Annotated in this window: 26 protein-coding genes and 1 pseudogene; 13 read left to right on the forward strand and 14 right to left on the reverse strand. The window is 72.9% G+C overall.

The window, feature by feature from the left end:
• Window positions 1-2: 2 nt before the first annotated feature.
• The 5 genes from ACF06X_RS14155 to ACF06X_RS14175 form a co-directional block, all read right to left on the reverse strand.
• The gene (locus ACF06X_RS14155; RefSeq protein ID WP_392287519.1) at window positions 3-260 is read right to left on the reverse strand and encodes a helix-turn-helix domain-containing protein; all 258 of its coding nucleotides are present in this window, start codon (window positions 258-260) and stop codon (window positions 3-5) included.
• Window positions 260-757 (reverse strand): DUF2975 domain-containing protein, encoded by a 498-nt coding sequence (locus ACF06X_RS14160; RefSeq protein WP_392287520.1) that lies wholly within the window; start codon window positions 755-757, stop codon window positions 260-262. The genes ACF06X_RS14155 and ACF06X_RS14160 overlap by 1 nt, the downstream gene beginning before the upstream one ends.
• A 90-nt stretch (window positions 758-847) precedes the next feature.
• The gene (locus ACF06X_RS14165) at window positions 848-2,257 is read right to left on the reverse strand and encodes an FAD-dependent oxidoreductase (RefSeq protein ID WP_392287521.1); all 1,410 of its coding nucleotides are present in this window, start codon (window positions 2,255-2,257) and stop codon (window positions 848-850) included.
• Between the two features lie 68 nt (window positions 2,258-2,325).
• On the reverse strand, window positions 2,326-3,498 hold the full coding sequence (locus ACF06X_RS14170) for a polysaccharide pyruvyl transferase family protein (RefSeq protein ID WP_392287522.1): 1,173 nt from the start codon (window positions 3,496-3,498) through the stop codon (window positions 2,326-2,328).
• 132 nt (window positions 3,499-3,630) lie between these two features.
• A complete protein-coding gene (locus ACF06X_RS14175; RefSeq protein WP_392287523.1) occupies window positions 3,631-4,326 on the reverse strand; it encodes an alpha/beta fold hydrolase in 696 nt (231 codons plus the stop codon).
• A 125-nt stretch (window positions 4,327-4,451) separates the two neighbouring features.
• Here ACF06X_RS14175 and ACF06X_RS14180 point away from each other — a divergent pair, with 125 nt between their 5' ends.
• A complete protein-coding gene (locus ACF06X_RS14180) occupies window positions 4,452-5,549 on the forward strand; it encodes a lactonase family protein (protein ID WP_392287524.1) in 1,098 nt (365 codons plus the stop codon).
• Between the two features lie 82 nt (window positions 5,550-5,631).
• Here ACF06X_RS14180 and ACF06X_RS14185 read toward each other — a convergent pair whose 3' ends face one another.
• A complete protein-coding gene (locus tag ACF06X_RS14185) occupies window positions 5,632-6,765 on the reverse strand; it encodes a saccharopine dehydrogenase family protein (protein ID WP_392287525.1) in 1,134 nt (377 codons plus the stop codon).
• Window positions 6,766-6,836: 71 nt separating this feature from the next.
• Here ACF06X_RS14185 and ACF06X_RS14190 point away from each other — a divergent pair, with 71 nt between their 5' ends.
• Both ACF06X_RS14190 and ACF06X_RS14195 read left to right on the forward strand, forming a co-directional pair.
• Window positions 6,837-7,805 (forward strand): helix-turn-helix domain-containing protein, encoded by a 969-nt coding sequence (locus tag ACF06X_RS14190; protein WP_392287526.1) that lies wholly within the window; start codon window positions 6,837-6,839, stop codon window positions 7,803-7,805.
• Between the two features lie 26 nt (window positions 7,806-7,831).
• Window positions 7,832-8,335: a metallophosphoesterase family protein gene (locus ACF06X_RS14195; RefSeq protein WP_392287527.1), complete on the forward strand. Its 504-nt coding sequence runs from the start codon at window positions 7,832-7,834 to the stop codon at window positions 8,333-8,335.
• 44 nt (window positions 8,336-8,379) lie between these two features.
• On the opposite strand, the gene ACF06X_RS14200 is transcribed toward ACF06X_RS14195, so the two are convergent.
• From ACF06X_RS14200 to ACF06X_RS14210, 3 genes are read right to left on the reverse strand one after another with little or no spacing between them, the layout of a single operon-like run.
• Window positions 8,380-9,405, reverse strand: coding sequence for an NAD(P)/FAD-dependent oxidoreductase (locus ACF06X_RS14200; RefSeq protein WP_392287528.1), 1,026 nt, complete (start codon window positions 9,403-9,405; stop codon window positions 8,380-8,382).
• The gene (locus ACF06X_RS14205) at window positions 9,402-9,938 is read right to left on the reverse strand and encodes an isoprenylcysteine carboxyl methyltransferase family protein (protein WP_392287706.1); all 537 of its coding nucleotides are present in this window, start codon (window positions 9,936-9,938) and stop codon (window positions 9,402-9,404) included. The genes ACF06X_RS14200 and ACF06X_RS14205 overlap by 4 nt, the downstream gene beginning before the upstream one ends.
• A gap of 8 nt (window positions 9,939-9,946) precedes the next feature.
• On the reverse strand, window positions 9,947-11,065 hold the full coding sequence (locus ACF06X_RS14210) for a type III polyketide synthase (protein ID WP_392287529.1): 1,119 nt from the start codon (window positions 11,063-11,065) through the stop codon (window positions 9,947-9,949).
• Between the two features lie 78 nt (window positions 11,066-11,143).
• Between ACF06X_RS14210 and ACF06X_RS14215 the strand changes: the two genes are divergently transcribed.
• Complete coding sequence (locus ACF06X_RS14215; protein WP_392287530.1) at window positions 11,144-12,049, forward strand: UbiA family prenyltransferase; 906 nt, start codon at window positions 11,144-11,146, stop codon at window positions 12,047-12,049.
• 116 nt (window positions 12,050-12,165) lie between these two features.
• On the opposite strand, the gene ACF06X_RS14220 is transcribed toward ACF06X_RS14215, so the two are convergent.
• Window positions 12,166-13,083 carry an LLM class flavin-dependent oxidoreductase gene (locus ACF06X_RS14220; protein WP_392287531.1) on the reverse strand — a complete coding sequence of 306 codons (918 nt, stop codon included), beginning with the start codon at window positions 13,081-13,083 and terminating at the stop codon, window positions 12,166-12,168.
• 210 nt (window positions 13,084-13,293) lie between these two features.
• On the opposite strand from ACF06X_RS14220, the gene ACF06X_RS14225 reads away from it, so the two are divergent.
• The gene (locus tag ACF06X_RS14225; protein ID WP_392287532.1) at window positions 13,294-13,539 is read left to right on the forward strand and encodes a hypothetical protein; all 246 of its coding nucleotides are present in this window, start codon (window positions 13,294-13,296) and stop codon (window positions 13,537-13,539) included.
• Between the two features lie 86 nt (window positions 13,540-13,625).
• On the opposite strand, the gene rox is transcribed toward ACF06X_RS14225, so the two are convergent.
• Window positions 13,626-15,053: a rifampin monooxygenase gene (gene rox, locus ACF06X_RS14230; protein WP_392287533.1), complete on the reverse strand. Its 1,428-nt coding sequence runs from the start codon at window positions 15,051-15,053 to the stop codon at window positions 13,626-13,628.
• 293 nt (window positions 15,054-15,346) lie between these two features.
• On the opposite strand from rox, the pseudogene ACF06X_RS14235 reads away from it, so the two are divergent.
• A pseudogene (locus tag ACF06X_RS14235) lies at window positions 15,347-16,162 on the forward strand (LysR substrate-binding domain-containing protein); the annotation flags it as partial.
• Here the strand turns inward: ACF06X_RS14235 and ACF06X_RS14240 are convergent.
• Window positions 16,122-16,544: a VOC family protein gene (locus tag ACF06X_RS14240; RefSeq protein ID WP_392287534.1), complete on the reverse strand. Its 423-nt coding sequence runs from the start codon at window positions 16,542-16,544 to the stop codon at window positions 16,122-16,124. The pseudogene ACF06X_RS14235 and the gene ACF06X_RS14240 sit on opposite strands and share 41 nt — an antisense overlap.
• 91 nt (window positions 16,545-16,635) lie before the next feature.
• On the opposite strand from ACF06X_RS14240, the gene ACF06X_RS14245 reads away from it, so the two are divergent.
• Window positions 16,636-17,037, forward strand: coding sequence for a VOC family protein (locus ACF06X_RS14245; RefSeq protein WP_392287535.1), 402 nt, complete (start codon window positions 16,636-16,638; stop codon window positions 17,035-17,037).
• 190 nt (window positions 17,038-17,227) lie between these two features.
• Complete coding sequence (locus ACF06X_RS14250) at window positions 17,228-17,626, forward strand: hypothetical protein (protein WP_392287536.1); 399 nt, start codon at window positions 17,228-17,230, stop codon at window positions 17,624-17,626.
• A 57-nt stretch (window positions 17,627-17,683) separates the two neighbouring features.
• On the opposite strand, the gene ACF06X_RS14255 is transcribed toward ACF06X_RS14250, so the two are convergent.
• A complete protein-coding gene (locus tag ACF06X_RS14255; protein WP_392287537.1) occupies window positions 17,684-18,526 on the reverse strand; it encodes a serine protease in 843 nt (280 codons plus the stop codon).
• Between the two features lie 253 nt (window positions 18,527-18,779).
• Here ACF06X_RS14255 and ACF06X_RS14260 point away from each other — a divergent pair, with 253 nt between their 5' ends.
• Together ACF06X_RS14260 and ACF06X_RS14265 are read left to right on the forward strand one after the other, a co-directional pair.
• Complete coding sequence (locus tag ACF06X_RS14260; protein ID WP_392287707.1) at window positions 18,780-19,187, forward strand: YciI family protein; 408 nt, start codon at window positions 18,780-18,782, stop codon at window positions 19,185-19,187.
• An 8-nt stretch (window positions 19,188-19,195) separates the two neighbouring features.
• Window positions 19,196-20,341 (forward strand): RNA polymerase sigma factor, encoded by a 1,146-nt coding sequence (locus ACF06X_RS14265; RefSeq protein WP_392287708.1) that lies wholly within the window; start codon window positions 19,196-19,198, stop codon window positions 20,339-20,341.
• Between the two features lie 151 nt (window positions 20,342-20,492).
• Here the strand turns inward: ACF06X_RS14265 and ACF06X_RS14270 are convergent, their stop codons facing one another.
• Window positions 20,493-21,113: a response regulator gene (locus tag ACF06X_RS14270; RefSeq protein ID WP_392287709.1), complete on the reverse strand. Its 621-nt coding sequence runs from the start codon at window positions 21,111-21,113 to the stop codon at window positions 20,493-20,495.
• A 287-nt stretch (window positions 21,114-21,400) separates the two neighbouring features.
• Here ACF06X_RS14270 and ACF06X_RS14275 point away from each other — a divergent pair, with 287 nt between their 5' ends.
• The 3 genes from ACF06X_RS14275 (at window position 21,401) to ACF06X_RS14285 (ending at window position 25,019) form a co-directional block, all read left to right on the forward strand.
• On the forward strand, window positions 21,401-22,348 hold the full coding sequence (locus ACF06X_RS14275) for an ABC transporter ATP-binding protein (protein ID WP_392287538.1): 948 nt from the start codon (window positions 21,401-21,403) through the stop codon (window positions 22,346-22,348).
• A gap of 50 nt (window positions 22,349-22,398) precedes the next feature.
• Entirely contained in the window at window positions 22,399-23,169 is a 771-nt protein-coding gene (locus ACF06X_RS14280) for an ABC transporter permease (RefSeq protein WP_392287710.1), read from the forward strand.
• A gap of 143 nt (window positions 23,170-23,312) precedes the next feature.
• Window positions 23,313-25,019, forward strand: a complete 1,707-nt coding sequence (locus ACF06X_RS14285) for a sensor histidine kinase (protein WP_392287539.1) — start codon at window positions 23,313-23,315, stop codon at window positions 25,017-25,019.
• Window positions 25,020-25,195 lie beyond the last annotated feature (176 nt).

Below are 25,195 nucleotides of genomic sequence, written 5' to 3' on the forward strand. Positions count from 1 at the left end.
CGTCACCCGTCCACGGTGTCCACGGCGTCCAGGGCGTCGTCGGGCTGCGCCGCGTTCTCGGGTTCCCAGCGGAGGAGGTCCCCCGGCTGGCAGTCGAGCGCCTCGCAGAGGGCGGCGAGGGTCGCGAAACGCACCGCCTTGGCGCGGCCGTTCTTGAGCACCGCCAGGTTCGCCGGCGTGATCCCGACGCGTTCCGCGAGCTCGCCCACGGACATCTTCCGCCTGGCCAGCATCACGTCGATGTCGACCGCGATCGGCATCAGATCACCTCGTCCAGTTCGGCCTTCATCTGGGCCGCCTCGACGTCGCGCGCGACGGCCTGGGCGAGCAGCATCCGCAGGACGAGCACGATGAGCGCGACCCCCAGGATCGCCAGGACGCCCCCGCCCATCAGCAGGACGATGCCGGGCGGGACGGCTTCGCCCGGCGCCAGGAGGACCCCGAGCGTGAACAGCAGGAGGGCGGCCGCCACGAGGGCGCCGATCACGATGTGCACGTACCGGAAGGCGCCGTGCGAGAACACCGTTCCGCGGCGCACCATCGTCACCAGCCGCCACACGGAGACCAGGGTCACCTGGACGGTGAGGAGGCCCAGGACCGTGATCACGAGGATCGGAGTACGCAGATGCGCGAGATCCCCGTCGAGGTCCTCCAAGTCGTTGGCGAGGAGCGCCACCATCACCGTCTGCACGAACACCGACCCGGCGAGCAGCACCACGAGCACGGCGCGCAGCGCGAGCACTGTCATTTTCCCCATCGTCTCTCCCTCGATCGACTCACGATGGGAATCTATCGATATTCGATAGGTGAGGCAAGCGAGTGAGCGGCAACGGCGGTCCGCGCTCCGTCAGGAAAGGCTGGCTCCCTGCGAACGGAGTTCCCGCTGGACCGCGTTGGCCGGGATGTCCTGGGGGAGCTTCCCCTGGGCCGCCGCGAGAGCCGCGCAGACGCCCGCCGCCTGGCCCGTGGCCATCGAGATCGGCATGACGCGGTACGAGGAGTGGGCCACGTGGTCGCCGGAGATGCAGCGGCCCGCGACCAGCACCCGGTCCACGTCGCGCGGGAAGAGGCAGCGCAGGGGGATGTCGTACGACTCGCCGCGGGGGAGTCGCCTCAGCGTGGTGCCGCGGCCGCTCGGGTTGTGGATGTCCACCGGGTACGCGCCCCGGGCGACGGCGTCCTCGAACTTACGGGCGGTCAACACGTCGTCGCCCGTCAGCTGGTACTCGCCCACGATCCGGCGCGTCTCGCGGACACCGACCTGCACACCGCTCTGGACGACGTACGACTCGGTGAACCCGGGCACGCGCTCCCGCAGGAAGCGGGCGATCTGCGCCATCTGACGGTGAGCGGCGAACTCGGCGCGGGTGAGGTCCCAGACGCTCGTGCCCAGCACTTCCGTCACCCGCGTGGAGTTGACCGCGATCTCGCCCGGGTTCGGAGTGGCGAAGAAGAGGATGTCCTCCCGGGGCAGATCCAGTTCCCCGGCATCGGTGGCGGCGCGGACCAGGTCCCACAGCCCGTGCACGCCCTTCCACTGGTCCGGGTGGGCGCGGGCGTAGGCGGTGAACTGGTCGTGGTCGAAGCCGACCATGCGGAACATCAGCGTCATGGGCTGGGTCCAGCCGTCCTCCGGCCGGCCGAGGTCGTACGCGGCTCCGGCCGCCGCGGCGACGTCACCGTCCCCGGTGCAGTCGACGATCACGTCCGCGTCGATGACGACCGGCCCGGACTTGGTCTCGAACACCGCCCGCGCCCGGTCGGGAAGCATCTGGACGTCGGAGGCGAACGCGTGCAGCAGCGTGCGGACCTCGTGTGTCTCCAGCAGGTCGTAGAGCACCAGCTTGAACAGCTCCGCGTCGAAGGGCACCGTGTAACCGGTCTCGAGCGACGGCCGGATCGCCGCCCGTGCCCGCACCAGCTGCTCCAGCAACACCCACAGCACCCCGGCGACGACCGGTTCGCCCTCCCCGTGGTCCGGTGGCAGCAGCCGTGCGGCATCGCCGACGGCGGCCTGCTTGACCTCGTTGTGAAAACTCATCAGCGGCATCACCAGCGCCGCGGTGGCGTTTCCGCCGAGGAATCCGTACCGCTCGACCAGCACCACCTGGGCACCCGCGTTCGCGGCCCCCAACGCCGCCCCGATGCCGGCCGGCCCGCCACCGATCACCAGGACCTGCGTGGTGCCGGCGTGCAGTGCCTGACGCGGGGGCAGCTCCACGCTGTGGGGCACACGAGGCGGCATCAGATAGGTCACGGTTCCTCCGTGGAAGTCAGGGGCTCGTGTGACGCGCGCGGTTCATCCGGCCCGTGCGGCTCATGTCGTCAGCCGGTTCCGGACACGGCCGCCGGAGCGGTGCTGTGGTCGAGCGGCCGCGGAGCGGTGTAGTCGAGGAAGGTGAGCAGCCGATCGGCGGTCTCGGCCGCCCGCAGCTTCATCGATGCCGTACGGGTGGCGATATGAGCCACCCGCGTGGGCCGCTCGTCCCACAGGCGGTCCACTTCGGCCAGGAGCGGGCCGGTGGCCTCCCTGACCACCCCCCGCAGCGCGGGCGCGCCGATCTGCTGCGCGAAGTCGAAGACCTTCCCGGCGTACGGCAGGGGCAGCAGAGGGATCCCGGCGAGCGCGGCGAAGATCAGGAAGTGCAGTCTCATGCCGATGGCGAGGTCGAGCTGCTTCACGATGTCGAGCACCTGCTGCGGACGGTACGCGCCGTGCAGCACGTGGCTGCGATCGGCGTTGATCATGTGGGACACCACCGCGTGCGCGTGCCGGATGTCGTCGCGTTCCATCGGGACGAAGACGACATGGGCGTCCAGCCGGTGGGCGAGGAAGTCGCCCACGTTCGCGAGGAGGTGGTGGTAGCCCTCCTCGTCGAGGTGCTCGGCCGCGCGGCCGGGCTCGCGCACACTCATGCCCACGAGCCGGACGCCTGCCGGGACGGCTTCGGCGCGGAGCAGCTCGAGGCCGGTGTCCCCGGGTTCGAGGAGCAGCGCCGGGTCGGCGGTGACGGAGACGGGCCGGGCGAGACCGGCCTCCTCCAGGACCAGCTGGGACTCCTCGTCGCGGACCGTCACCTCGGCCGCGTCGGAGAGTGTCGTACGGATCCAGGCGCAGTCGGCCTCGTCGGTGAGGGGACCGGCGCCGACGGCGTAGACGAAGACGGGAACACCGAGATCCTGCGCGGTCCTGGCCAGCCGGAGGTAGCGGCGTGCCTCGGTGTTGTAGAGGATCCCGCCGCCGCCGAGCACGAGTGCGCTGAGCCGGCGCAGATGCTCGGAGATCCGGTCCCTGCACACGCCCTCCCAGCCGACCACCTCGACGTCCGGATGGGCCTGGCGGCTGTAGGCGGGGTTACGGGAGAACAGCAGCACCCGGACGTCGGGACGCCCGAGCCTGAGGCTGTCCAGCAGGGCGGTGAGGATCGCCTCGTCGCCCACATTGCAGCCGCCGTACGAGCCCAGCACGCCGACGGTCACGTCGCTTCGGTCGCCCATGATCGACCCCCTGGCCCTTCCCACGCCTCACCGTGCCCGCACCATTCGCGCGCCTCTCCACCAGTTGACCCCATGCGGGGTGTTTACGCCTCTCAAGGGAAAGTTTCCGGGCTGTCACCGACAGGGCCGGCCTCACCGGACCGCGTCCAGGAGGATCCGCGCCAGCTCGCGCGGCCGGGAGAACATCGGCCAGTGGCCGCTCTCCATCGCCACCTGCCGCCAGTGGCCCCCGGCCACCAGCTCGGCCACGGCGGCGCTCGGCTCGGCACGGTTGAGCAGGCACAGGACGTACGTCGCCGGAATCTCCGCGAGCGGGCGCGTCAGCACGGCCGGGTCGGTGAGCGAGGCGCCGGGATGCGGCGTCGAGTCGCGCATGATCCGTGCGATCTGCGCCTCGGTCAGCCCCTGCCCGTCGTAACCGGCGCGGCCGGGCGGTGGCCAGAAACCGCCGTTCTCGGCGATCGCCGCCGCGACCGCCCTACCTTCATCGGGCCAGGCCGCCAGGCACGAGGCCCCGTCGGCCGGGACGGGGCCGTCGATGAACACGGCACGGGCCGGTCGCTCGCCGGTCCTCGCCGCGGCCTGGGCGACCGGGCCGGCCGCATAGCTGTGCCCGACCAGGACGGGGTCGCGAAGGCCGAGCCGGTCGACCTCGCCGACGATGTCCTGGACATGGGTCCGCTGCCGAGCCGGCATGCCCCGCTTCTCGGCGAGTCCGGTGAGCGTCAGCGGATGAGCACCGTGGCCGGCGGCACGCAGCTCAGGCACCACCTCCTCCCAGGCCCATGAACCGAGCCAGGCACCCGCGACCAGCACGAAGTCGACCATGTCCGCACCGTACGGGCAGGAGCCGACAGCCGCGGTGACCACGGCGCCGGGCCGATCGTTGATCACCGCACCGGATCCCCGTCGGCGAGTGAGGACATCCTGTGAGTGGATACGTGACTGGCAAAGTGAGCGGCGATGCGAGGGGCGAGCAGCGCGGCGATCGCACCGACGAGCCGTCCGGCGGCCGGTGGGCGTACATCGGCTCGTTCACCTCGGGCGGCGGCCGCGGCATCACCGTCGCGGCCGTGGACCCGACGAGCGGGGCGCTGACGCCGCACACGGCCGTCGATCCCTTCCCGAACCCGTCGTGCCTCGCCCTCGCCCGGGACACCGGCGTGCTCTACGCGGTGAGCGACACGGAAGAGGGCGCGGCCGCCGCGTTCCGGCCCGGCGCCGACGGGAGCCTGACCGCTCTCGGCCCACTCGTCGAGGTGGACGCCGCCGGACCCGCGTACCTGAGCCTGGCGGGGAACAGACTGCTCACCGCGAACTACGGCTCGGGCAGCGTCAGCAGCCTGGAGGTGGCGGACGACGGCAGCCTGTCGGAGGCGCCCGCGCGCGTCTTCGCACACCAGGGATCCGGCCCCGATGCCGAGAGGCAGGAGGGGCCGCACGCCCACCAGGTGCTGCCCGATCCCAGCGGCCGGTGGGTGATCAGCGTGGACCTGGGCACCGATTCGGTACGGGTCTGTGCGCCGGACCCGGCCACCGGCGAGCTGCGGAGCCACGCCGAGACCACGCTGCGCGCCGGATCCGGGCCTCGCCATCTCGCCTTCCACCCGGACGGTGAGACGGTCTACGTCCTGCACGAGCTCGAACCACAGATGACGGTCTGCCACTGGGATCCGGCAGCCGGACGCCTCGACCCGCTCGCGGAGGTCGCGATCGACACCGACGGTGTGCCGGAGGACGTACGGGTCTACCCCTCGGTCGTCCGCGTCGCGCCCGACGGACGCTTCGTGTGGGCCGCCGTGCGGGGCAGCGACACGATCCTCACGTACTCCCTCGCCGACGGTGCCGACAAGCCACGGCTCACGGACGGCGTGTCGTGCGGTGGCAGCTGGCCGCGCGATCTCGTGACCGACCCCACGGGGCGCCGTCTGTACGTGGTCAACGAGTGGTCGGGGGACGTCACCTGGTTCGACGTCGACCCGCAGACCGGCGGGCTGCGCCCCGCGGGCGCCCTGCCGGTCCCGGCCGCCGCCTGCGTGGTCTTCTCCTGACTGACTGACTGACTGACCGACTGACCGACTGACGAGGCAGGGGCGGCGGCGGTGGCGTGTTCCGCCGCCCGTCGTCCGCCCGTCAGCTCAGCGACAGCGACCAGTCGAAGTCCGCGGGCCGTCCGCCGTCCCCGTCGCCGCTCAGCGCCGTGAGGAAGGCCGACGCGTCGAAGAGCTCGCCCGCCGACGCGGCTCCGGCGAACGCGGCTCCCGCCTCCACCTTTCCGTCGCCGATCCGTCCGTCGCCGATCCTGCCGTCGAGGATCCGGGACACCGCCTCCATGGCCAGGGGCGCGCTGATCGCGTAGATGTCCCGGCCCCGGGCCACGGCCCGCCGCTCCCGGTCGCCGGAGCGCACGACGACCTCCACCAGGAAGGTCTGGTCGGAGCGCCCGTGCTCGTCGACCGCCGCCGGGGGCGGCGTGTCCGCGGACACCAGATCGTCGACCGCGTCGGCCGTCATGAACGTCCGGATCTCTTCCGTACGCACATGACGCGGTACGGTCACGCTCTCCGCCATCGTGAACTCGCCGATCACGGGCCGGTCGCCGACCGGCTCGGGGAACGGCCAGCGGGACACGGGCTGTTCGCCGGTGAGGAACCGCAGCCGTCCCTTCGTGTAGAGACGGCGGCGGCCGTCCCGGCGCTCCCGGGAGACGCGGCCCGCCGCACGCGTGCCGGCCGTCGGATGCCAGCTGCTCAGCGCGTAGGCCACGAGCACCTCGTCGACCGCCTGCTGGTCGCCCACGGCCGCGGCGACAAGCAGATCGCTCAGGCCGCCGTAGAACGCCATCGCCGGCACGATGACGGTCCCCGCCTCGCGGGCGCGGTCGGTGAAACGGGCGAAGGTGTCCTCGATGGCCTCCAGCTCGGCGGCCACGTCCACGTACGGGATCCGGGCGCGCAGCGCCGCCTCGATCACCGGACCGGCCGTCGAGGCGAACGGGCCGGCGCAGTTGACGACCGCGGCCGCCCCCGACAGCGCGCGGTCGAGCGACGCGGGGTCGTCGATCGTCGCCGGCCGTACGTCGAGCCCGTGGTGTTCCTCGGAGAGCGCCCGAAGCCGGTCGGCATCGCGCCCCGAGAGGACCGGTGTCCACCCCCGGGCCCGCGACTCCGCCACCACGAAGCGCCCGGTGTGCCCGTAGGCGCCGTAGATCACGACCTCACGGTCCGGCCGCCGCGCCGGACCCTTTCGCGACGATGATTCGTTCATGCCGCCATCCTGTCGGCGGGGGGTGCGCGGCCGTGAGTGGCGGCAGTGCCATGGCTCGTACACTTTCGGACATGATCAGCGTCGCACTGGCGGTCACCGAAGGCGTCCCCCACTTCGAACTGGCGGCGGCCTCCGAGGTCTTCGGCGTCGACCGGTCCTACCTCGTCGACCCCTGGTACGACTTCACCGTCTGCGGCCCGGCCTCCGCACGGGTCGGCGACCGGTTCCGGCTCGAACCCGACCAGGGCCTCGACGGGATCGTCCACGCGGACACCGTGATCGTCCCCGCCTGCGCCGATCCCGACGAGGAACCGCCCGCCGACCTCGTCGAGGCCGTGCGCGCCGCGCATGAGGCGGGGGCCCGGGTGGCCTCGCTCTGCACGGGGGCGTTCGTGCTGGCCGCCGCGGGCCTGCTGGACGGGCGACGGGCCACGACGCACTGGTGGCACGCGGAGGCGCTGGCCGCCCGGTACCCCCGGGTGCGGGTCGACCCCGACGTCCTCTACGTCGACGACGGCAGCGTCCTGACCTCCGCGGGCAAGGCGGCGGCGATGGACCTGTGCCTCCACCTGGTCCGGCTCGACCACGGTTCGGCGGTCGCCAACGCGATCGCCCGCCGCCTCGTCGTACCGCCGCACCGGGCGGGCGGCCAGGCCCAGTTCGTCACCACTCCCGTACCGGAGCCGCGCGGCAACTCCCTCGACGCGCTGTTCGCCTGGGCGTTGGCGCGGCTCGACCGGCCATTGACGGTGGAGGACCTGGCCCGCCGGGCGAACATGAGCTCGCGCAACCTGGCGCGCCACTTCCACGCCGTCACCGGCACCACCCCGCTGCGCTGGCTCTCGACCCAGCGGATCCGACGGGCCCAGGAACTCCTGGAGACCACCGACGACGGCATGGAGGCGATCGCGATCGCCACCGGCATGGGCACCGCGGCCACCCTGCGCCGCCACTTCCACCGCACGCTCGGTGTCCCGCCGGACTCCTATCGCCGTACCTTCCGCAGGGCGCGCCAGGAGCGTCCCGCGGAGTACGTGTGACACGGAACCGGCCTACGCTGAGCCGTATGCGGCTGCTGCTGACCTCCGACACGCATGTGCCCGCCCGGGCGAAGAGCCTGCCCGACGCCCTCCTGGCCGGCATCGACGAGGCCGATGTCGTGATCCACGCCGGAGACTGGACCGACGAGGCGACGCTCGACCTGTTCCAGTCCAGGTCGCGCCGGCTGATCGGCGTCTTCGGCAACAACGACGGCCCGCCCCTGCGCCGACGGCTCCCCGAGGTCGCACGCGCGGAACTGGCCGGGCTGCGGTTCGGCGTCGTGCACGAGACCGGAGCGGCCGGCGGGCGTGAACGCCGGTGCGCCGCACGCTTCCCGGACCTCGACGTCCTCGTCTTCGGCCACAGCCACATCCCCTGGGACTCCGTCGCGCCCGGCGGCCTCAGGCTGCTCAATCCCGGCTCTCCGACGGACCGTAGGCGGCAGCCCTTCCGCACGTTCCTCACCCTGGACGTCTCGGACGGGGCGCTTCACGACGTGACCTTGCACAAGCTCCCGCCGAAGGGCTGATCCGACGCGACCGCTCCGCCCGACGCCGTGGACGCACGCACCGGTCAGGCCAGCAGGTTCACGGCGTGCTGGAACAGGCCCGGGAAACGGGCCGCGGCCGGGGCGATCAAGGGCGCCAGCGGGGGCTGATTACGGGCCCACAGCAGGGACCTCGTCAGCAGACGGTAGCTGCGGGACAGGCGGCACCACGCGCGTTCGTACGCCTGCGGGCGGCCCTCGCGCACACAGCGCACCAGCTCGGCGGCCGCCGTCAGGGCGAGGGTGAGACCCTCGCCCGTCAGCGCGTCGACGTACCCGGCGGCGTCCCCCACGAACAGAACGCGGCCGGCCACCCGGGAACGCGCCTGCTGGCGCAGCGGCCCCGCGCCACGGACCGGGGTCCCGTCCGCCGTACCGAGCCGGGACACCAGAAAGGGGAAACGGGCCAGCTGCGCCTCGTAAGGGGCCTGCCGGGAGGTGAGGACGGCGACGCCCACCTGCCGTGGACCCAGCGGGGTGACGTACGCCTCGCAGTCGGCCGACCAGTGCACCTCGACCAGGTCGCTCCACGGCTCGACCGCGTAGTGCCGGCGCAGTCCGTACCGCGGCTGCCGCCGGCCGGCCGACCGCATGGTCAGGCCGAGCGCGCGCCGGATCGGTGAGTGCAGTCCGTCGGCCGCCACGAGATAGCGGGCCGCCGTCCCGTCGGCGGTGACGTGCGTGTCGTACTGGCGCACGTGGCGCACGCGGCGCGGCACGACCGGAACGCCGAGCGCGGCGGCCCGGGCGGTGAGCGCCTCGTGCAGCAGGGTGCGGCGCGCGCCGAGGCCGTGCCCCTCGCGGAAGAGGGCCTCGGCCCGCCGGGAGCCGACGGCGTCCAGATAGCGGATGCCCCGAAGGGGCAGGCCGGCCACGTCCACGTCGAGGGCGCGCAAGGCGCTCACGGCGCCGGGCATCAAACCCTCTCCGCAGGCCTTGTCGACCGGCGCGGGACGGGGTTCGGCGACCACGACGTCGAGACCGCACCGCGCCGCGTGGATCGCCGTGGCCAGGCCCGCGGGTCCGCCGCCGACGACGAGGAGGTCGATCACGGGGCCGCGCCGGGGGAGGAGAGGGAGCGGGCCGGCGCCAGCGCGTCGTTCTCACAGCGGATACGTACGGTCAGCAACGCCGCGTTGAGGAGCGAGAAGCCCAGGGCGGTCACCCAGGCGGTGTGCACCAGGGGAAGGGCCAGGCCCTCGACGGCGACCGCCACGTAGTTGGGGTGGCGCAGGTACCGGTAGGGGCCGGAGGTGACCAGGGGGAGGCCGGGAACGATCAGGACGCGGGTGTGCCAGCGCGGGCCGAGGGTGCCGATGCACCACCAGCGCAGCCCTTGGGCGGCGAGCGCGAGGACCAGCGCCGGCCAGCCGAGCAGGGGCAGGAAGGGCCGGTCGGCCGCCCACGGCTCGATGAGGCAGCCGAGCAGGAGCGCGGTATGGAGGGCCACCATCGTCGGGTAGTGCCCGCTGCCGTGTTCGAGACCGCCACGGGCCCGGCTCCACGCGCCGTTGCGGCGGGCCACGGCCAGCTCCGCGAACCGCTCGGCGACCACCAGCAGGACCAGTACGGTGTACGGCGTCATCATTCGGCTCACCAGCCCAGCAGGACGAGTTCGGACGAGAAGCCCGGCCCGAAGGCCAGCATCAGGCCGATCGTTCCGGGCGGTGGCGCCCCGGTCCGCGTGTCGCGCAGGATCTGCAGCACCGAGGCGGACGAGAGGTTTCCCGCCGTCGCCAGGGCCCGGCGGCTGGGGGCGAGCGCGGAGTCCGGCAGGTCGAGTTCCTCGGCGAGCGTGTCGAGGATCCTGGGGCCGCCCGGGTGGCAGATCCACGCCGTGACGTCCCGCGGCTTCAGGTCGTGCCCGGCGAGGAACGACTCGATCTCCTCGGTCACATGCAGCCTGACCAGCTCGGGGAGCTCCCGGCCGAGCACCATGCGGAAGCCCCAGTCGCCGACGTCCCAGCCCAGCATGTCCTCGGTCCCGGGATACAGACGGCTGCGCGTGGCCACGACAGTCGGCCCGCGGTCACCGGCCCGGGGTGAGGCGGTTCCGGTTCCGGTTCCGGGCGAGGCGGTCCCCGGCGAGCCGACCGGGCCCGGGCCGGGATCGGTGCCCACGGCCACCAGCGCTGCGGCCCCGTCCCCGAACAGGCTGCCCGCCACCAGGTTCGCCGGCGACGTGTCCGCGCGCTGCAAGGTGAGCGAGCACAGCTCGGTGGCGAGGAGGAGCGCGACGCGGTCGGGCCGGCCGGAGAGAAAGTCGTGGACGCGGGCGAGGCCGGCCGCCCCGGCCGCGCAGCCGAGCCCGAACAGCGGCAGACGCTTGACGTCGGGCCGAAGGCCGACCCGCGCGGCCAGCCGGGCCTCCAGCGAAGGGGCCGCGATGCCCGTCACGGTCGTCGAGACGACCAGGTCGACCTCCTCCGCCCGTACCCCCGCCTCATCGAGAGCCCGCTCGACCGCCTCGGCACCCAGGGCGACGGCCAGTTCGACGAAGAGACGGTTGGTCTCGCCGAAGGTGCCGAGCCCGCGATAGCGGTCGAGGGGCAGGGCGAGATGACGCGTCTCCACCTCGGCCGCCGCGTGCATCCGGCGCAGAAGACCGCTGTCGGCCCCGGGCGGCAGGCAGGAGACGAGGGCGTCGGTGATCTCTTGCTGCATGTAGCGGTGCGGCGGGAAAGCCGTGCTCACCGCAAGGACGCGAGTCATTGCTCCAACATAGGGACAGCGGGACGTCGCGGCCCTGAACCGGGCCGCCACGGGCGCGCCGTCCCCTAGCGTGGGGCGATGCCCGCCACCACCGATGAAGGACCCCACGCGCGCCCGGCGCCGGCCGGGTTCCCGGACGCCGGACAGCCCGCACTCGTCGCTCTGCTGAAGGCGTGTCACCCGATGCCGGCGGCCGCTGTCACCGTCCTCACGGCGCTGCTGGCGGCCGCCGTGGGCCTTGGCCCGGGCGCCGGCGCCAAGGCGGTGGCCGCGGTCGCCGTGGGCCAGTTGTCGATCGGCTGGTGCAACGACCGGCTGGACGTGGGGCGCGACCGGGCGGCCGGACGCCGCGACAAACCGCTGGCCGCCGGCACTGTCCGGCCCGCGACGGTCGGAACGGCGGCGTGCGCGGCTCTGCTCGCCTGCGTCCCGCTGTCACTGGCCTGCGGGATCGTGGCCGGCGCGGTCCATCTCGGCTGCGTCGCCGCCGCCTGGGCCTACAACGTGTGGCTGAAACACACGATCGCCTCCTGGCTGCCGTACGCCGTCGCCTTCGGCCTGCTCCCGGCGTTCCTGACGCTGGCTCTCCCGGGCCATCCGTGGCCGCCCCTGTGGTTGTCCGCGGCGGCGGCCCTGCTGGCCACCGGTGCGCACTTCGCCAACGTCCTGCCCGACATCGAGGAGGACCTCAAGAGCGGTGTGCTCGGACTTCCGCAGCGACTCGGGCGGCGCCGGTCGATCGCGGCGGCCGCGATCCTGGCCTTCGCCTCCTGTGCGGTGCTGACCGTGGGTCCTGCGGGACCCGTGACCGTGGGAGGCGGGTCGCTGCTCGCGGCGACGCTCGCTCTCTGCCTTCTGGCGGTCGCGGGGCCGCCCGCCCTCGCCCGCGGGCGCCTGCCCTTCGTGGTCGTCCTCGCCATGGCGGGAGTAAACGCCACGCTGCTGGTCCTCGCCGGCCGCGGGCTCGCCCCGGGGCACGTCTGACACGGTGAACGCCGGCAGGCGACCCCCCGCCTCAGGGCACGCGGCCGAGCGCGCGGGCGGGGCCCATGCCCCTCCGCGCGTACGGGGAGAGGCACGGGCTCGTCGCCGACGGTGGGTCAGCGGCTGGGCTGGAAGTCCTCCAGGTGGGCCAGGACCTCGCGTACCTGCTCGACCGGACGGTCTCCCACCGGGCGCAGTACGACGGTGTCCGCGCCCGCGTCCCAGAGACCGCGCACCCGGTCGGCCGCGGTGGTGGCGGGGCCGGCGGCGAGGAAGACCTCGCCCGGGGGGACCCGAAGCCAGTCCGCGTACTCCTCGACGATCGGGGCCGTCGCCGCCGTGATCCGCGCCGGGTCGTCGCCGACGCACAGGTGGGTGAGGACGACCAGCTCGTGCGGCCGCGGCTCCGTGGCCGTCGCCCGGCCCTTTCCGATGTGCTCAAGCGCTGCGGTGACCGCCTGTGGCCCGTGCCCCTCGGCGACGACGGTTCCGTCGGCGGCCCGCCCCGACAGCTCCAGCGACCGGGGACGTACGACACCGGCGACGACCGGCGGGGCCTCGGCCGGCGGATGGACCAGCCGTACGCCGTCGATGCGCACGACCCGGCCCTCCACGTGCGCGGTCCGGCCGCGCAGCAGGGAGCGCACGGCCCCGATCGTCTCCTCAAGGAGCGCGAGCTTGTGCGGGGTCTCGGCTCCCACCTGCGCCATCCAGGGCGGTGCCCCGTGGCCGATCCCCGCGATGAGCCGACCGGGGAACACCCGTGCCAGCGTGGCCAGTTCCATGGCGAGCAGCGCCGGGTTCCGCAGGGGCGCCGGTGCGATCCCGATACCCACCCGCAGGCGCTCGGTCGCGCCCAGCGCGAGCGCCGCCGACGCGATCGACCCCGCCCATGCGAGATCCTCCACCACCCAGAGGTCGTCCGCGCCGGACGCCTCCACCGCCTTCGCGAACGCGGCGAGCTCCTCGGGCTCGCGATCCCGGTCGAACATCACGCCTATGCGGCGCCGTGAGGACGTACCGTCAGCTGACATGGCCTCATTCTCCCCCTGAGGGGACGGCTTGGTGACCGTCCCGGACAAGGCCGTCACCAGGCGGGACAACCGGTGCCCTGTCCCGGACGGCTGTGGGCCGTTGCCTCCCCCTCCCGCTTTCGCGAATCGTTCCACCGGCAGCCCGCGAGACCTGCTCCTCGGTGCCATCGAAGAGCGGCTCGCATCCACGAAGCGATGAAGGAGACTTGTATGCGCGCACGTCTGTTACTCGCCGGCATAGCCCTGAGCGCCACCGCGCTGATGGGCGGCGCCGCCACCGCACAGGCGGCTCCCACCCCCACCCAGGCCGGCGCGGAAGCGGCTGTGCCGGGGTACTGGAAGTACGACGGCCGCTACTCGGAGTCGACGTGCTACTCGCTGGCGTCGTCCTACGTCGGCCCCGCCTACTGCACCCCGTCCGGCAGCAAGTGGGCCCTCTACATCTGGGTCGAGTGACCCCATGAAGCAGGTCCGGCCCTTCCCTCCGTCGGGGAAGGGCCGGGCCTGGGGCGGTGGGCGAGGGGTGTTCTCGCGGTCCGCGCTCAGCCGGTGGCAGCGCCGAACCAGCGGGGCAGCCGGTCGAGCAGCTCCCGCTGATCCTCACCGACCCATGCCACGTGACCGTCCGGCCGCAGCAGCACCGCGGGCGCGTCCAGTTCCTCGCAGTCGTCGACGACATGATCGACCCGGTCCGCCCAACCCTTCACCGAGAGCCGCCCGGTCCGGTCGAGCAGCAGCCCGCGGCCGGCGCGCGTCAACTCGTAGAGGCGCCCCTGCTTCAGCTTCACGTCCCGCATCCGGCGGCCGAGCAGGTCGTGGCCCTCGCCGAAGTCGTAGCGGACCCCGACCGCGGTGATCATCTCGGTCACGTACCGGTTCACCTCCTCGAAGTCCATCAGCTTCGAGAACATCTCCCGCAGCGCGGTCGCACCCGGATCGGTGCCAAGGAGGGTGATCTGCGCGCGGGTGTTGTCCAGCACGCGGGCCGCCACCGGGTGCCGTTCGGAGTGGTAGCTGTCCAACAACCCCTCCGGCGCCCAGCCGTTGACCTCGGCGGCCAGCTTCCAGCCGAGGTTGAAGGCGTCCTGGATGCCGAGGTTGAGCCCCTGCCCGCCGGTCGGCGGGTGGATGTGCGCCGCGTCGCCGGCCAGCAGCACCCGCCCGACCCGGTAGCGCTCGGCCTGCCGGGTGGCGTCGCCGAACCGGGAGAGCCAGCGTGGCGCGTGCACCCCGAAGTCGGTGCCCGCGAAGGCCCGAAGCTGCCGCTTGAACTCCTCCAGGGTCGGCGCGGCCGTACGGTCCTCGGCCACGCCGTCGGCGGGCACGACGATGCGGTACGACCCGTCCCGGTTGGGCTGGGCGCCGAACCGCAGTTGCGTCTTACGGACCTCCGCGACGGCGGCGGCGATCTCCTCCGCCGACTCGGTCACCTCCATGTCGCCCAGCAGCGTCTCGACTTTGGCCGGCTCGCCGGGGAAGCCGACACCGAGCAGCTTGCGCACCACACTGCGGCCGCCGTCGCACCCGACGAGATAGCGCGAGCGCAGGCGTGTGCCCTCCGCCGGCTCGACGGTCACCCCGTCCGCGTCCTGGCTCAGCCCGACCACTTCGCAGCCGCGCCGGATCTCGGTCCCGAGCTCGAGGGCACGCTCGTGGAGCAGCCGCTCGGTGACCGGCTGGGGCGTGGCGAGGCCGTACGGATGGGCCGTGTCGAGCCGCTCCGGCCACGGCTTGGCGATGCCGCCGAAGAGCCCGCCGACCTGGAACTTCTCACTGACCGCGAGGAACCGGTCCAGCTGTCCGCGCTGGTCCATCATCTCGACGCTGCGGACGTGCAGGCCCTGCCCGCGGGACTGCTCGGTCGGTGCGGTCAACTTCTCCAGCACGACCACGCGCACTCCGGCCAGGCGCAGCTCGGCGGCCAGCATCAGCCCGGTCGGTCCGCCGCCGACAACGATCACATCAATCATCAACACGCCCATTTCCGCAGGTCCTGGCTTCGACGGCCGATTCTGCGGCACCCCGGGGGCCTTGCCGCAAGCCCGGGGGTGCGCTATAAGTTGAGAGTGGCAAGGAGTCGGTGACCTCCTTGCCTTTCTCTTTTGCCGTGGTTGCCGTGGTTGCCGTGTCTACTGTGTTCGCCGTCGCGCCCGCAGGCGCGGGAAGCTGTCCCGCGACGATCGCGGCGAGGGCGAGAGCGAACCCCACGAGCTGGCCCGGCCCGAAGGTCTGGCCGAGCAGGACGGCGCCGAGAACGGCGGCGAAACGGGAACTGGGCGCGAGACTCTTCGAGCGCACCAGTCGGCGGGTGCGGCTGACACCCGCCGGTGCGGCGTTCCTCCCCGCCGCCCGTCAGTGCCTCGACGCCGCCGAACGCGCGGCCGCCGAGGTCGCCGCCGCCGTCGGCGAGGTACGCGGACGGCTCGCCGTCGGCCTGATCCCCACCGTCGCCGCGGTCGACATCCCCGGTGCGCTGCGCGACTTCCGCCGCCGCTACCCGTACGTACGTGTCAGCCTGCGGGTCGGCGCGAGCGAGGAACTCGTCGAACAGGTCAGGGAAGGAGCTGTCGAAGTGGCGTTCCTCGGGCTGCCGACCACCTCGCGACCGCACGGTGTCGCCGCCCGCGAACTCACCCATGACCGCCTCGTCGCCGTGGTCGCGCCGGACCATCCGCTCGCCGCGGAAACGACGGTCGACCTTCGGAGACTCGCTTCCGAGATGTTCGTGGACCTTCCGGCCGGGACAGCCGGACGCGTCCAGTCCGACCAGGCCTTCTCGGCCGCCGGGCTCAGCCGGGACGTCGCCTTCGAAGTCACCAACGCCGACTTCCTGGCCCGCCTCGTCGGAGAGGGCCTCGGCATCGCCATGCTCCCGTCCGCCTACGTACGCCGGCTCACCGGCGTCACCACGGTCGAGGTCACCGACGCGCCGGCCCGCGTCGAGTACGTCCTCTGGAGCCACGCCGGCCCCACACCCGCGGCCGGCGCCTTCCTCGCCCTCCTCGACATCCCGGCCACCCCCGGCACACCCGCACCACCTAGCGCACTCCCTCGCCCCGTGGGGCCGGAGCCAACGTGAAGGAGTGGCCCGCCGGGTCGGCGAACGTCCGTTCCTCCAGGCGGCGCCCCTCACGTGCGGAGGGTACGAAGGGCTGTGCCGCGGCCGTCATCGGCCTGGCGCCCAGGGCGACCGCCTCGCGTTCGGCCTCGTCCAGGTCCTCGGGGGCGACCAGGAACCGGACATGCGCCTGCTGGGCGTCGTCGGGTCGCGGCCAACTGGGTGGCGCGTACCCGTGGTCCCGGCGGATCGCGAGGAGGACTCCGTCGGCGCCGCTGAGCACCACGAAATCGGGATCCCCGCCGGCCTCGACGTCGGCGCCGAGCAGGGAGGCGTAGAACTGCGCGAGTCGCTCGGGCTCGGCGCAGTCCAGTACGAGCACACTCGTCTTCGCTACGGTCATACCTCCCCGTCTGCCCCGAGCCCGCCCCTCCACGCGCCACCCCGGCGGCGGACCGCCGAACCCGGGCGCCGAGGGCCGTAAAGTCGTGATCATGACGATCAGCTCCACCACACACGTCCGCGTGGCCCGGCCCTCGCGGGACCTCGTCGCCGCCGAACGGTTCTACGTGGACGGCCTCGGGCTCCACGTCCTCTGGCGGACCACCGAGCGCACCCCGGGCGAGCACGACCTGTTGATGGTCGGCCCGCCCGGTGGGACATGGCACTTCGAACTGACCCATGACCCCGAGCACCCGCTGGAACCGACCCCCACCGTCGAGGACCTGTTCGTCGTCTACCTGGGCGCCCCCGTGGAGGACGCCCTGGTCGACCGGCTGCTGGCCCACGGCGGCACCCGCGTTCCCGCGCACAACCCGTACTGGGACAAGTACGGCGTGACAGTCGTCGATCCGGACGGCTATCGCCTCGTCCTGTGCGGCCGTACCTGGGGCTAGGAGCGTCCTGCCCCCTCTGCGGGCGGTGGTGTCACTTGCCCGACGGGCCGCTCGGAGACCCGTTGACGAAGTAGACGGAGCGTGGACCGGGTCCGGACGAGACGATCTCGGACACACCCGGTCCCTACCGGCGCGATCTACGATGCTCGGATCAGCCCGCACACGCGACCGAGGGAAGACCATGCGTCAAGTGGCCCCCCTGGGAGCCTTCGGCCGGATCGCCGGCCAGTCGGCCTTCTCCCGGACGGCGAAGCGGCTCGTGGAGGGGAGCGGCGCGATTCCCGAGGACGAGCGGGCGGCGATCGGCGCGTATCTGAGGAACGCTCCCGTGATCATCGCCCTCATGGGCTACTCGGAGGACGTCCTGGAGGGAAGGTTCTCGGTCACCGGCGGCTCCGCCGTCCTGAGCGACGGCACCTGGTTCTGGCGGCGCGACGCGGCGGAGTACGTCGAGAGGTACGGCACCGCCCTCCCGGAGGACTTCCTCCGGAACGGCCGCGCGGCGCGATGGACCCCGGCCCGCCTGACGAGGGACGAAGTCCTGGACATCGACGACTACTTCATGTGGCTGCGCTCTCAGGGCGCTTGAGGGAGCGTGCCGGGGCCGCGTGGGCGACGCCCCGGCACGCTGCGCGGACAGGCGGTGTTACGGCTTCGGCAGGACGCAGCCCGCGCGGTTCAGGTCGATCACGTTCCCGGGGCCGACGCAGGGAACGATCGTGTACGTCTGCTGGGCGTAGTTGATGCCCTGGCGGACCGTCACGGTGCCGTCCTCGGCGACTTCGCACGGGTTGTTCACGGTGCAGCTCTCACCGCTCTCGTTGCCCGTGTTGTTGACGGCGACGACCTTGCCGGTGGCCGTGTCGATCACGGGCGAGCCGGAGGTGCCGCCGATGGTGTCGCACGACGAGGTGTAGCGGACCGAGTCCTTCCACGTCCACTGGCCCTCCTTCAGGCGGTGGACGAAACCGTCGATCGCGCAGCTGTAGATCCGCTTCCAGTACCCGGAGACGACCTTGATCGCCGAACCGGCGGTCGGGCGGGAGCCGTCGAGGGTCAGGGCGCTGATCCCGTACTGGCTCTGGATCTGCGCGTACGACTTGGTGAGCCGGTAGATCGCGATGTCCGTGTCGGTCATCGTGGCGTACGAGATCTTGTCGGCCCGCAGGGTTCCGACCTTGGAGCCGGACGAGTTGAGCAGGGAGAACGAGCGGGTGGACCGCTGGTCCTTGACGACCTCCCCGGCCGCCGGGAAGCCGCTCTCCAGGCAGTGCCCGTTGGAGAGGACGAGCGCGGGGTCGCTCGGGAGCGAGCTGGGCGTGCGTACGACGGAGCCCGAGCAGTTGCTGAGCGCGACCGTTCCCGCGAAGTCGACGGCGACGGCCGGGGCTTGCGCGACAGTGTCCTGGGGTACGGAGGCCACGGCCGGGGCTGCCGCCGCTCCTGTCAGGAGCAGGGCGAGCAGGACGCCGGCGAGAGGCTTCTTCATGTGGGGTTCCCCTCTGATGACTGTGCGACCGAAGGGTGCTTCGGTTGTCATGTGCATTCTTGGAAGGGCGGTCCCCGCTGACAAGAGGGCATCGCACGGCTCCGACCCTGGTAGAGGGCCAGGTTCGTGGCTCCTGGACTCCCGGAATCGCCGCCCAAAAAAATTCGCGAGGAGATGTCGAGAACGCGTGGCCGGCTCCGTCCCCGTGGTGAAGGCGACCACAATGGGTCGCACCAGGACCGAGGAGAGCACGATGGCCAAGTACCTGCTGCTGAAGCACTACCGCGGCGCCCCGACGCCGGTCAACGACGTACCCATGGACCAGTGGACGCCGGAGGAGATCTCGGCCCACATGCGGTACATGCACGACTTCGCGGCCCGGCTCGAGAAGACCGGCGAGTTCGTCGACGGCCAGGCGCTCGCCCCCGAGGGGGCGTGGGTGCGGTACGACGGCGAGGGTCGCCCGCCCGTCACCGACGGACCGTTCGCCGAGACCAAGGACCTCATCGCCGGCTGGATGGTGATCGACGTCGACAGCTACGAGCGCGCCGTCGAGCTCGCCGGAGAACTGTCGGCCGCCCCCGGGGCGGGCGGGAAGCCGATCCACGAGTGGCTCGAGGTACGCCCGTTCCTGTCCGCGCCGCCCACCATCACGGAGTGACCCCACCCATGGACGAGGCCCTGCTCCGCGGCCTCACACCGAGCGTGCTCGGGATCCTCGTCCGCCGCGGAGCCGACTTCGCGGCGGCCGAGGACGCCGTACAGGACGCGCTGGTCGAGGCGGTCCGCGTCTGGCCTGTCGACCGGCCCCGCGACCCGAAGGGCTGGCTGGTCACCGTGGCCTGGCGCAAGTTCCTCGACGCGACCCGCGCGGACGCCGCCCGCCGCCGGCGTGAGGACCTCGTCGAGGAGGAACCGGCGCCCGGGCCCGCGCCCGCGGTGGACGACACGCTCCAGCTCTACTTCCTGTGCGCCCACCCCTCGCTGACCCCGTCGTCCGCGGTCGCGCTCACCCTGCGCGCCGTCGGCGGGCTGACCACCCGCCAGATCGCCCAGGCGTACCTGGTGCCCGAGGCGACCATGGCGCAGAGGATCAGCCGGGCCAAACGCACCGTCTCGGGCGTACGGTTCGACCGGCCCGGCGACGTCGCCACCGTGCTGCGCGTCCTCTACCTGGTCTTCAACGAGGGCTACTCCGGCGACGTCGACCTCGCCGCCGAGGCGATCCGGCTCACCCGGCAGCTCGCGGCCGTGATCGACCACCCCGAGGTGGCGGGGCTGCTCGCCCTCATGCTGCTGCACCATGCCCGGCGCGCCGCCCGGACCGCGCCCGACGGCAGCCTGGTGCCGCTCGGCGAACAGGACCGCGGCCGGTGGGACACGAAGACGATCGCCGAGGGCGTCCGGATCCTGCAGGCGGCCCTCGCCCGCGACCGGCTCGGCGAGTACCAGGCCCAGGCGGCCATCGCCGCCCTCCACGCCGACGCGCCCACCGCGGAGGAGACCGACTGGACGCAAATTGTCGAGTGGTACGACGAGCTCGCGCGCCTGACCGACAGCCCGGTCGTCCGGCTCAACCGCGCGGTGGCCGTCGGCGAGGCCGACGGCCCACACGCCGGTCTGGCGGCGCTCGCGGCCCTCGACGACTCCCTGCCCCGCCACGCCGCGGTGGCGGCGTACCTCCACGAGCGCGCCGGCGACCGCGCGACGGCGGCCCGCCTGTACGCCGAGGCGGCCCAGAAGGCGCCCAACCTCGCCGAGCGCGCCCACCTGACCCGCCAGGCCGCGCGCCTGAACGCCCGCCGACGCCGCTGACAGGACCGCGCGGCCAGGGGTCAGGGCGGCGCTCGTCGCTCGGTGACCGCGAGACCACGGCGACTACCGGGGATCGCTGCGACGGCGGAGACGGCGGCGTCAGCGGAGACGGCGGCGACAGCGGGGTGACCACGTCAGCGGGGGAAGTGGCTCAGCGACCGTGCGGCGGGACGAGCCCCGCCTCGTACGCGGCGATGGCGGCCTCCACTCGGTTGCGCGCTCCCAACTTCCCCAGGACGGCGCTGACATGTGCCTTCACCGTGCCCTCGACCAGGTGCAGCCGGCTCGCGATCTCCGCGTTGGACAGGCCCACGCCGAGACCGGCCAGCACCTCGCGCTCTCGGTCCGTCAGGCGTTCCAGCGACCGGTGCGGGTGGGCCGCCCGGTGCGCGCGCAGGCCGGCGATGACCCGGCCGGCGACTCGTGGGGACAGGTAGGCCCCGCCGGCCCCCACCGCCCGTACCCCGTTGAGCAGTTCCCTCGGGTCGTCCGCCTTCAGCAGGAAGCCGTCGGCGCCCGCCTCCAGGGCCCGGGTGATGTACTCGTCCTGGCCGAAGGTCGTCAGCATGATCACACCGACGCCCGCCAACTCCCCCTGGAACCGCGTGACCGCCGTCAACCCGTCCAGGCCCGGCATCTGGATGTCCAGCAGCACCACGTCCGGCCGGTGCCGGCGGGCCAGCGCGACGGCCTCATGCCCGTCGCCCGCCTCGGCGACCACCTCGACCTGCGGGTCCCTGGCCAGGATGGCGCGTACACCCGCCCGGACCATCGCCTCGTCGTCGGCCACGAGGACGCGGACCGGTCGGCTGTTCAGTGTCGTCTCTTCCACCCGGGGAGCCTACGACCGCTGCACCACCCCGCCCACGGCCCGCCCCGGAGATCCGTCCCAGGTAGGGGGCGCCCCCTGACGAAAGGCAGCACACCGCTGCCCTTCGCCCGATGGGAACGGGCGTCGCGGACTCCTAGCGTCGTCGCTGTACGGGATCCACAGGGGGGAAGGGCGGCGGCCCTCCCTCATCCGGACCCGACGCACCGACCGACAGCGAAGGAACTGGCGTGATCAGCCTCCGAGGACTGACCAAACGCTACGGCGACACCCTCGCCGTGGACGACCTGACGTTCGACATCCAGGCCGGCCGCGTGACCGGCTTCCTCGGCCCCAACGGGGCCGGGAAGTCCACCACGATGCGCATGATCCTGGGCCTGGACCACCCCACGCGCGGGCGGGCCCTGATCGCCGGCCGCCCCTACGCCGACCTGCGCCGGCCGCTGCGGGCGGTCGGCGCGATGCTGGACGCCCGGGCCGTCCACCCGGCCCGTTCCGGACGTACGCACCTGGTCGCCCAGGCCCGGGCCAACGGCATACCGGTACGCCGTGTGGACGAGGTGCTGGAGACGGTGGGGCTGACCAAGGCGGCCCGCCGGCCGGCCGGCACGTACTCGCTCGGCATGAGCGGGCGCCTCGGGGTGGCGGGCGCCCTGCTCGGCGATCCGCCCGTGCTGATTCTGGACGAGCCGGTGAACGGCCTCGACCCGGACGGCGTGCGGTGGATCCGCCGGCTCGTACGCGACCAGGCGGCGGAGGGGCGCACCGTCTTCCTCTCCAGCCACCTGATGAGCGAGATGCAACTGACGGCCGACCACCTCGTCGTCATCGGACGCGGGCGCCTGCTGAGCGACACCTCCATGACGGAGTTCCTCGCCGCCGCCTCTCCCGCCTCGGCGCGCGTCCACGTGCCCGACCCCGAGGAACGGGCGACGCTCGTCCGCCGTCTGACGGGGATTCATGGCGTGAAGGTCGAGACCTCCACGTCCGGCGAACTCACCGTGCAGGGCACGACCGCCGCCGAGGTCGGCGACCTCGCCCACGCCTGCGGCGTACGGCTGCACGGGCTGAGCGATGTCCGGGTCTCGCTGGAACAGGCGTACATGGACCTCACCGCGCGGAGTGTCGAGTACGCGACCGGCGGCACCGACGCCGAGAACGAAGGGGGACGGCAGTGACCACGACGGCACACGACGGCAAGCGGGGGAATACGGCCGCGTCGCGGGACCTGAACGACGATCAGGGCCGGGGTACGCGTGGCGGCTTCGCCGGGGCCGTCGCCTCGGAATGGACCAAGCTGTGGTCCGTCCGCGCCTCCTACCTCTGTCTCCTGGCGGGCCTCGCCGTCACCGGGGTGTTCACCTTCTACTACGCCTCGATCGCCCGCCTCAACGACCTTCCGGTCCAGCCGGCCGGCAACGCGGCGGCCGCCTCCGCCGTCCTCACCCAGTTCGCCGTCGTCGTCCTGGCCACGGTCGCCGTGACGTCCGAGTACTCGACGGGGAGCGTGCGGGCCTCCCTGTTGTGGGTCCCCCGGCGGCACCGGGTCCAGGCGGCGAAGGCGCTCGTGGTGGCCGCGGTCGCGTTCGTCGCCGGCACCGCGTACGCGGTCATGGGCACGGCGGTGGCCTGGGGGCCCTTCGGCGGACGGGCCTCGTTCGACGCGGGCACGACCCTCGGGCAGGTCCTGGCCGTGGGGACGTACCAGGCGCTCGTCGCCGTGCTGACCGTCGGAGTGGCGTTCGCGACGCGGCATCCGGCCGGTGCGCTGTCCTTCCTCGTCACCCTGCTGTGGGCGCTGCCGAGCGTCCTCCTGGGGCTCGGCGGCGCGACGCTCGCCGCCGTCAACGACCGTCTGCCGCACGGGGCGGGCGACCATTTCATGCGCGTCGGCGCCGACGCTCCGTACACGTCCCTCACGGCGGTCCTGATCCTGGCGGCGTGGGCCGCGGCGGCACATGTCGTCGGCCTGTACGTGCTGCGCCGCCGGGACGCCTGACCCCACGGCGGTCCCGGCCCGCTGCCCCGGCCCGGATGCCCCCGGCGCTCCACCGCGTCGTCGGGCGTCCGGGCCCGCCGTGCCGTCCTGCAGAATCGACCGGGACAGCTGAGGCCATCCATCGGAAGGACGCTCGACACACCATGCGGCACCCGCGCATACCCCCCGTCAGATCCGTGCTCGGTCACGTCCCAGGAGACGTGGCCCTGTGGGTCGTCCTCGCCGTCATCACCGGCTACGGATTCCGGGAGGCGGGCGCGGCCTCACCGGTCGTGGACCTGCTGCTCCCGCTGGCCGTCCTGGCGGTGGCCGTGCCGCTCTCCCGCCACCGGCCCGGGGCCGCCGTCATCCTCGTCAACGGACTGTGCGCGGGAGGCCTGGCCGACACCACGACCCCCGCCAACGCCCAGGTGCTGTCGCTGGCCGCGCTGAGCTGTCTGCTGGGCGTCCGGGTCGCCGCGGCCCGTGCCCCGCTGCTGGTGCTCGCCGTGTGTCTGGCGGTCGATGTGGTGACCTGCGCCGTGCTGGGGGTGCAGGCCGTGTGGTGGTTCTACGCGCTGACCGTGCTGCCCGCCGCCCTGCTGCTGCCGTGGCTGGCCGGCCGGTACTGGCGCGGCCGACGCGAACTCGTACGAGAGGGCTGGCGGCTGGCCCGGAGCCTGGAGGAGCGGCAGCACCTGGTCGCGGAGCGGGCCCGGCTGACCGAACGCGCGGACATCGCGGCCGACATGCACGACTCCCTCGGCCATGTCCTGAGCCTGGTCGCCCTGCGCGCCGGGGCGCTGGAGCTCTCTCCCGACCTGACCGACCGCGACCGTGCCGACCTCGCCGAGCTGCGTGGCACGATCGCGGACGCCGTCGAGCAGCTCCGGCAGACGGTCGCCGTCCTGCATGAACCCGGGGGAGCACCTGGGGGAGCGCCTGGCGGTGTGGGTACGGGTGGGGGCCTGCCCGTCAAGGACACGGTCGAGGACCTCCTCGGCCGGGCGGTCGCCTCGGGGGTGCCGGTGCGGTGGGAGAGGCGCGGGGCGGTGCCCACGCTGACCCCGCTGGTCGAGCGCGGGATGTACCGGGTGGTGCAGGAGGCCCTGACCAACGCCGTGAAGCACGCGCCGGGCGGCGCGGTCCACGTGCGGATCACGCACGAGTCCGACCGTACGCGCGTCAGTGTCGTGAACGAGGCTCCGTCGACGGGCCGGCCGGCGAACCCGGCCGCGGAGCCGGTGGCCGACGCCGCCGGCCGGGGACTGACGGGGCTTCGGGAACGGATGACGGTCCTCGGGGGCTCCCTGCGGACCGGCCGGTCGGAAGGCGGGTTCCACGTCACCGCCGTCCTCCCGCACAAGGCCCCCGCCCGCCCCACACCACCGGCACCGGGGACGCGCGACGGTGCCGGGCGACCGACCGCGAACGTCCCCCGGACCACCCGGGGCACGGACACCGATACCGATACCGATACCACCCCCGAGTCCAGCAGGCGTCTCGCCCAGGTACGGCGCGCCGCACGCCGCCGTTCCGTTGCCGCCTTCGCGGCGCCCGTTGTCGCGGCCGCCTTCTTCCTGCCCGCCGCCCTGCTCCTTGCCTGGCAACTCACGACGAGCGTGCTGCCACCGTCCCGGTTCGACGAGTTGGAGACAGGCCGGTCCCGCGACGAACTCGCCCGCCTGCTACCGGCCCGCGCCTTCCCGTACCCGCCCGACCACGCCCGCTCCGCACCCCGGCCACCCGGCAGCACCTGCGCGTTCTACCGCTCCGGCAGCGATCTGCTGCACCCGGTCGACCTCTACCGCCTCTGCTGGTCCGACAACCGGCTGGTGGCCAAGGAGACGGTGCCCGCGAGCCGGCCCTGACCCGGTCCTGCCCGTACCCCCCATGACGTCGCCCTTGAAAAATGAGGTGCTTCGCACGGCATCGGTCGGGTAGCGTGCGGGCCATGTCGAGCCCTGAGGCAGCCAAGGTGGGGGCTTTCGGTCACGCCGTCAGCCCCCAGAACCACTGAGTTCCTACAGAACCACTGAGTTCCTAG

It is taken from the genome of Streptomyces sp. NPDC015346 (genome assembly GCF_043078785.1).
Lineage (GTDB): Bacteria > Actinomycetota > Actinomycetes > Streptomycetales > Streptomycetaceae > Streptomyces.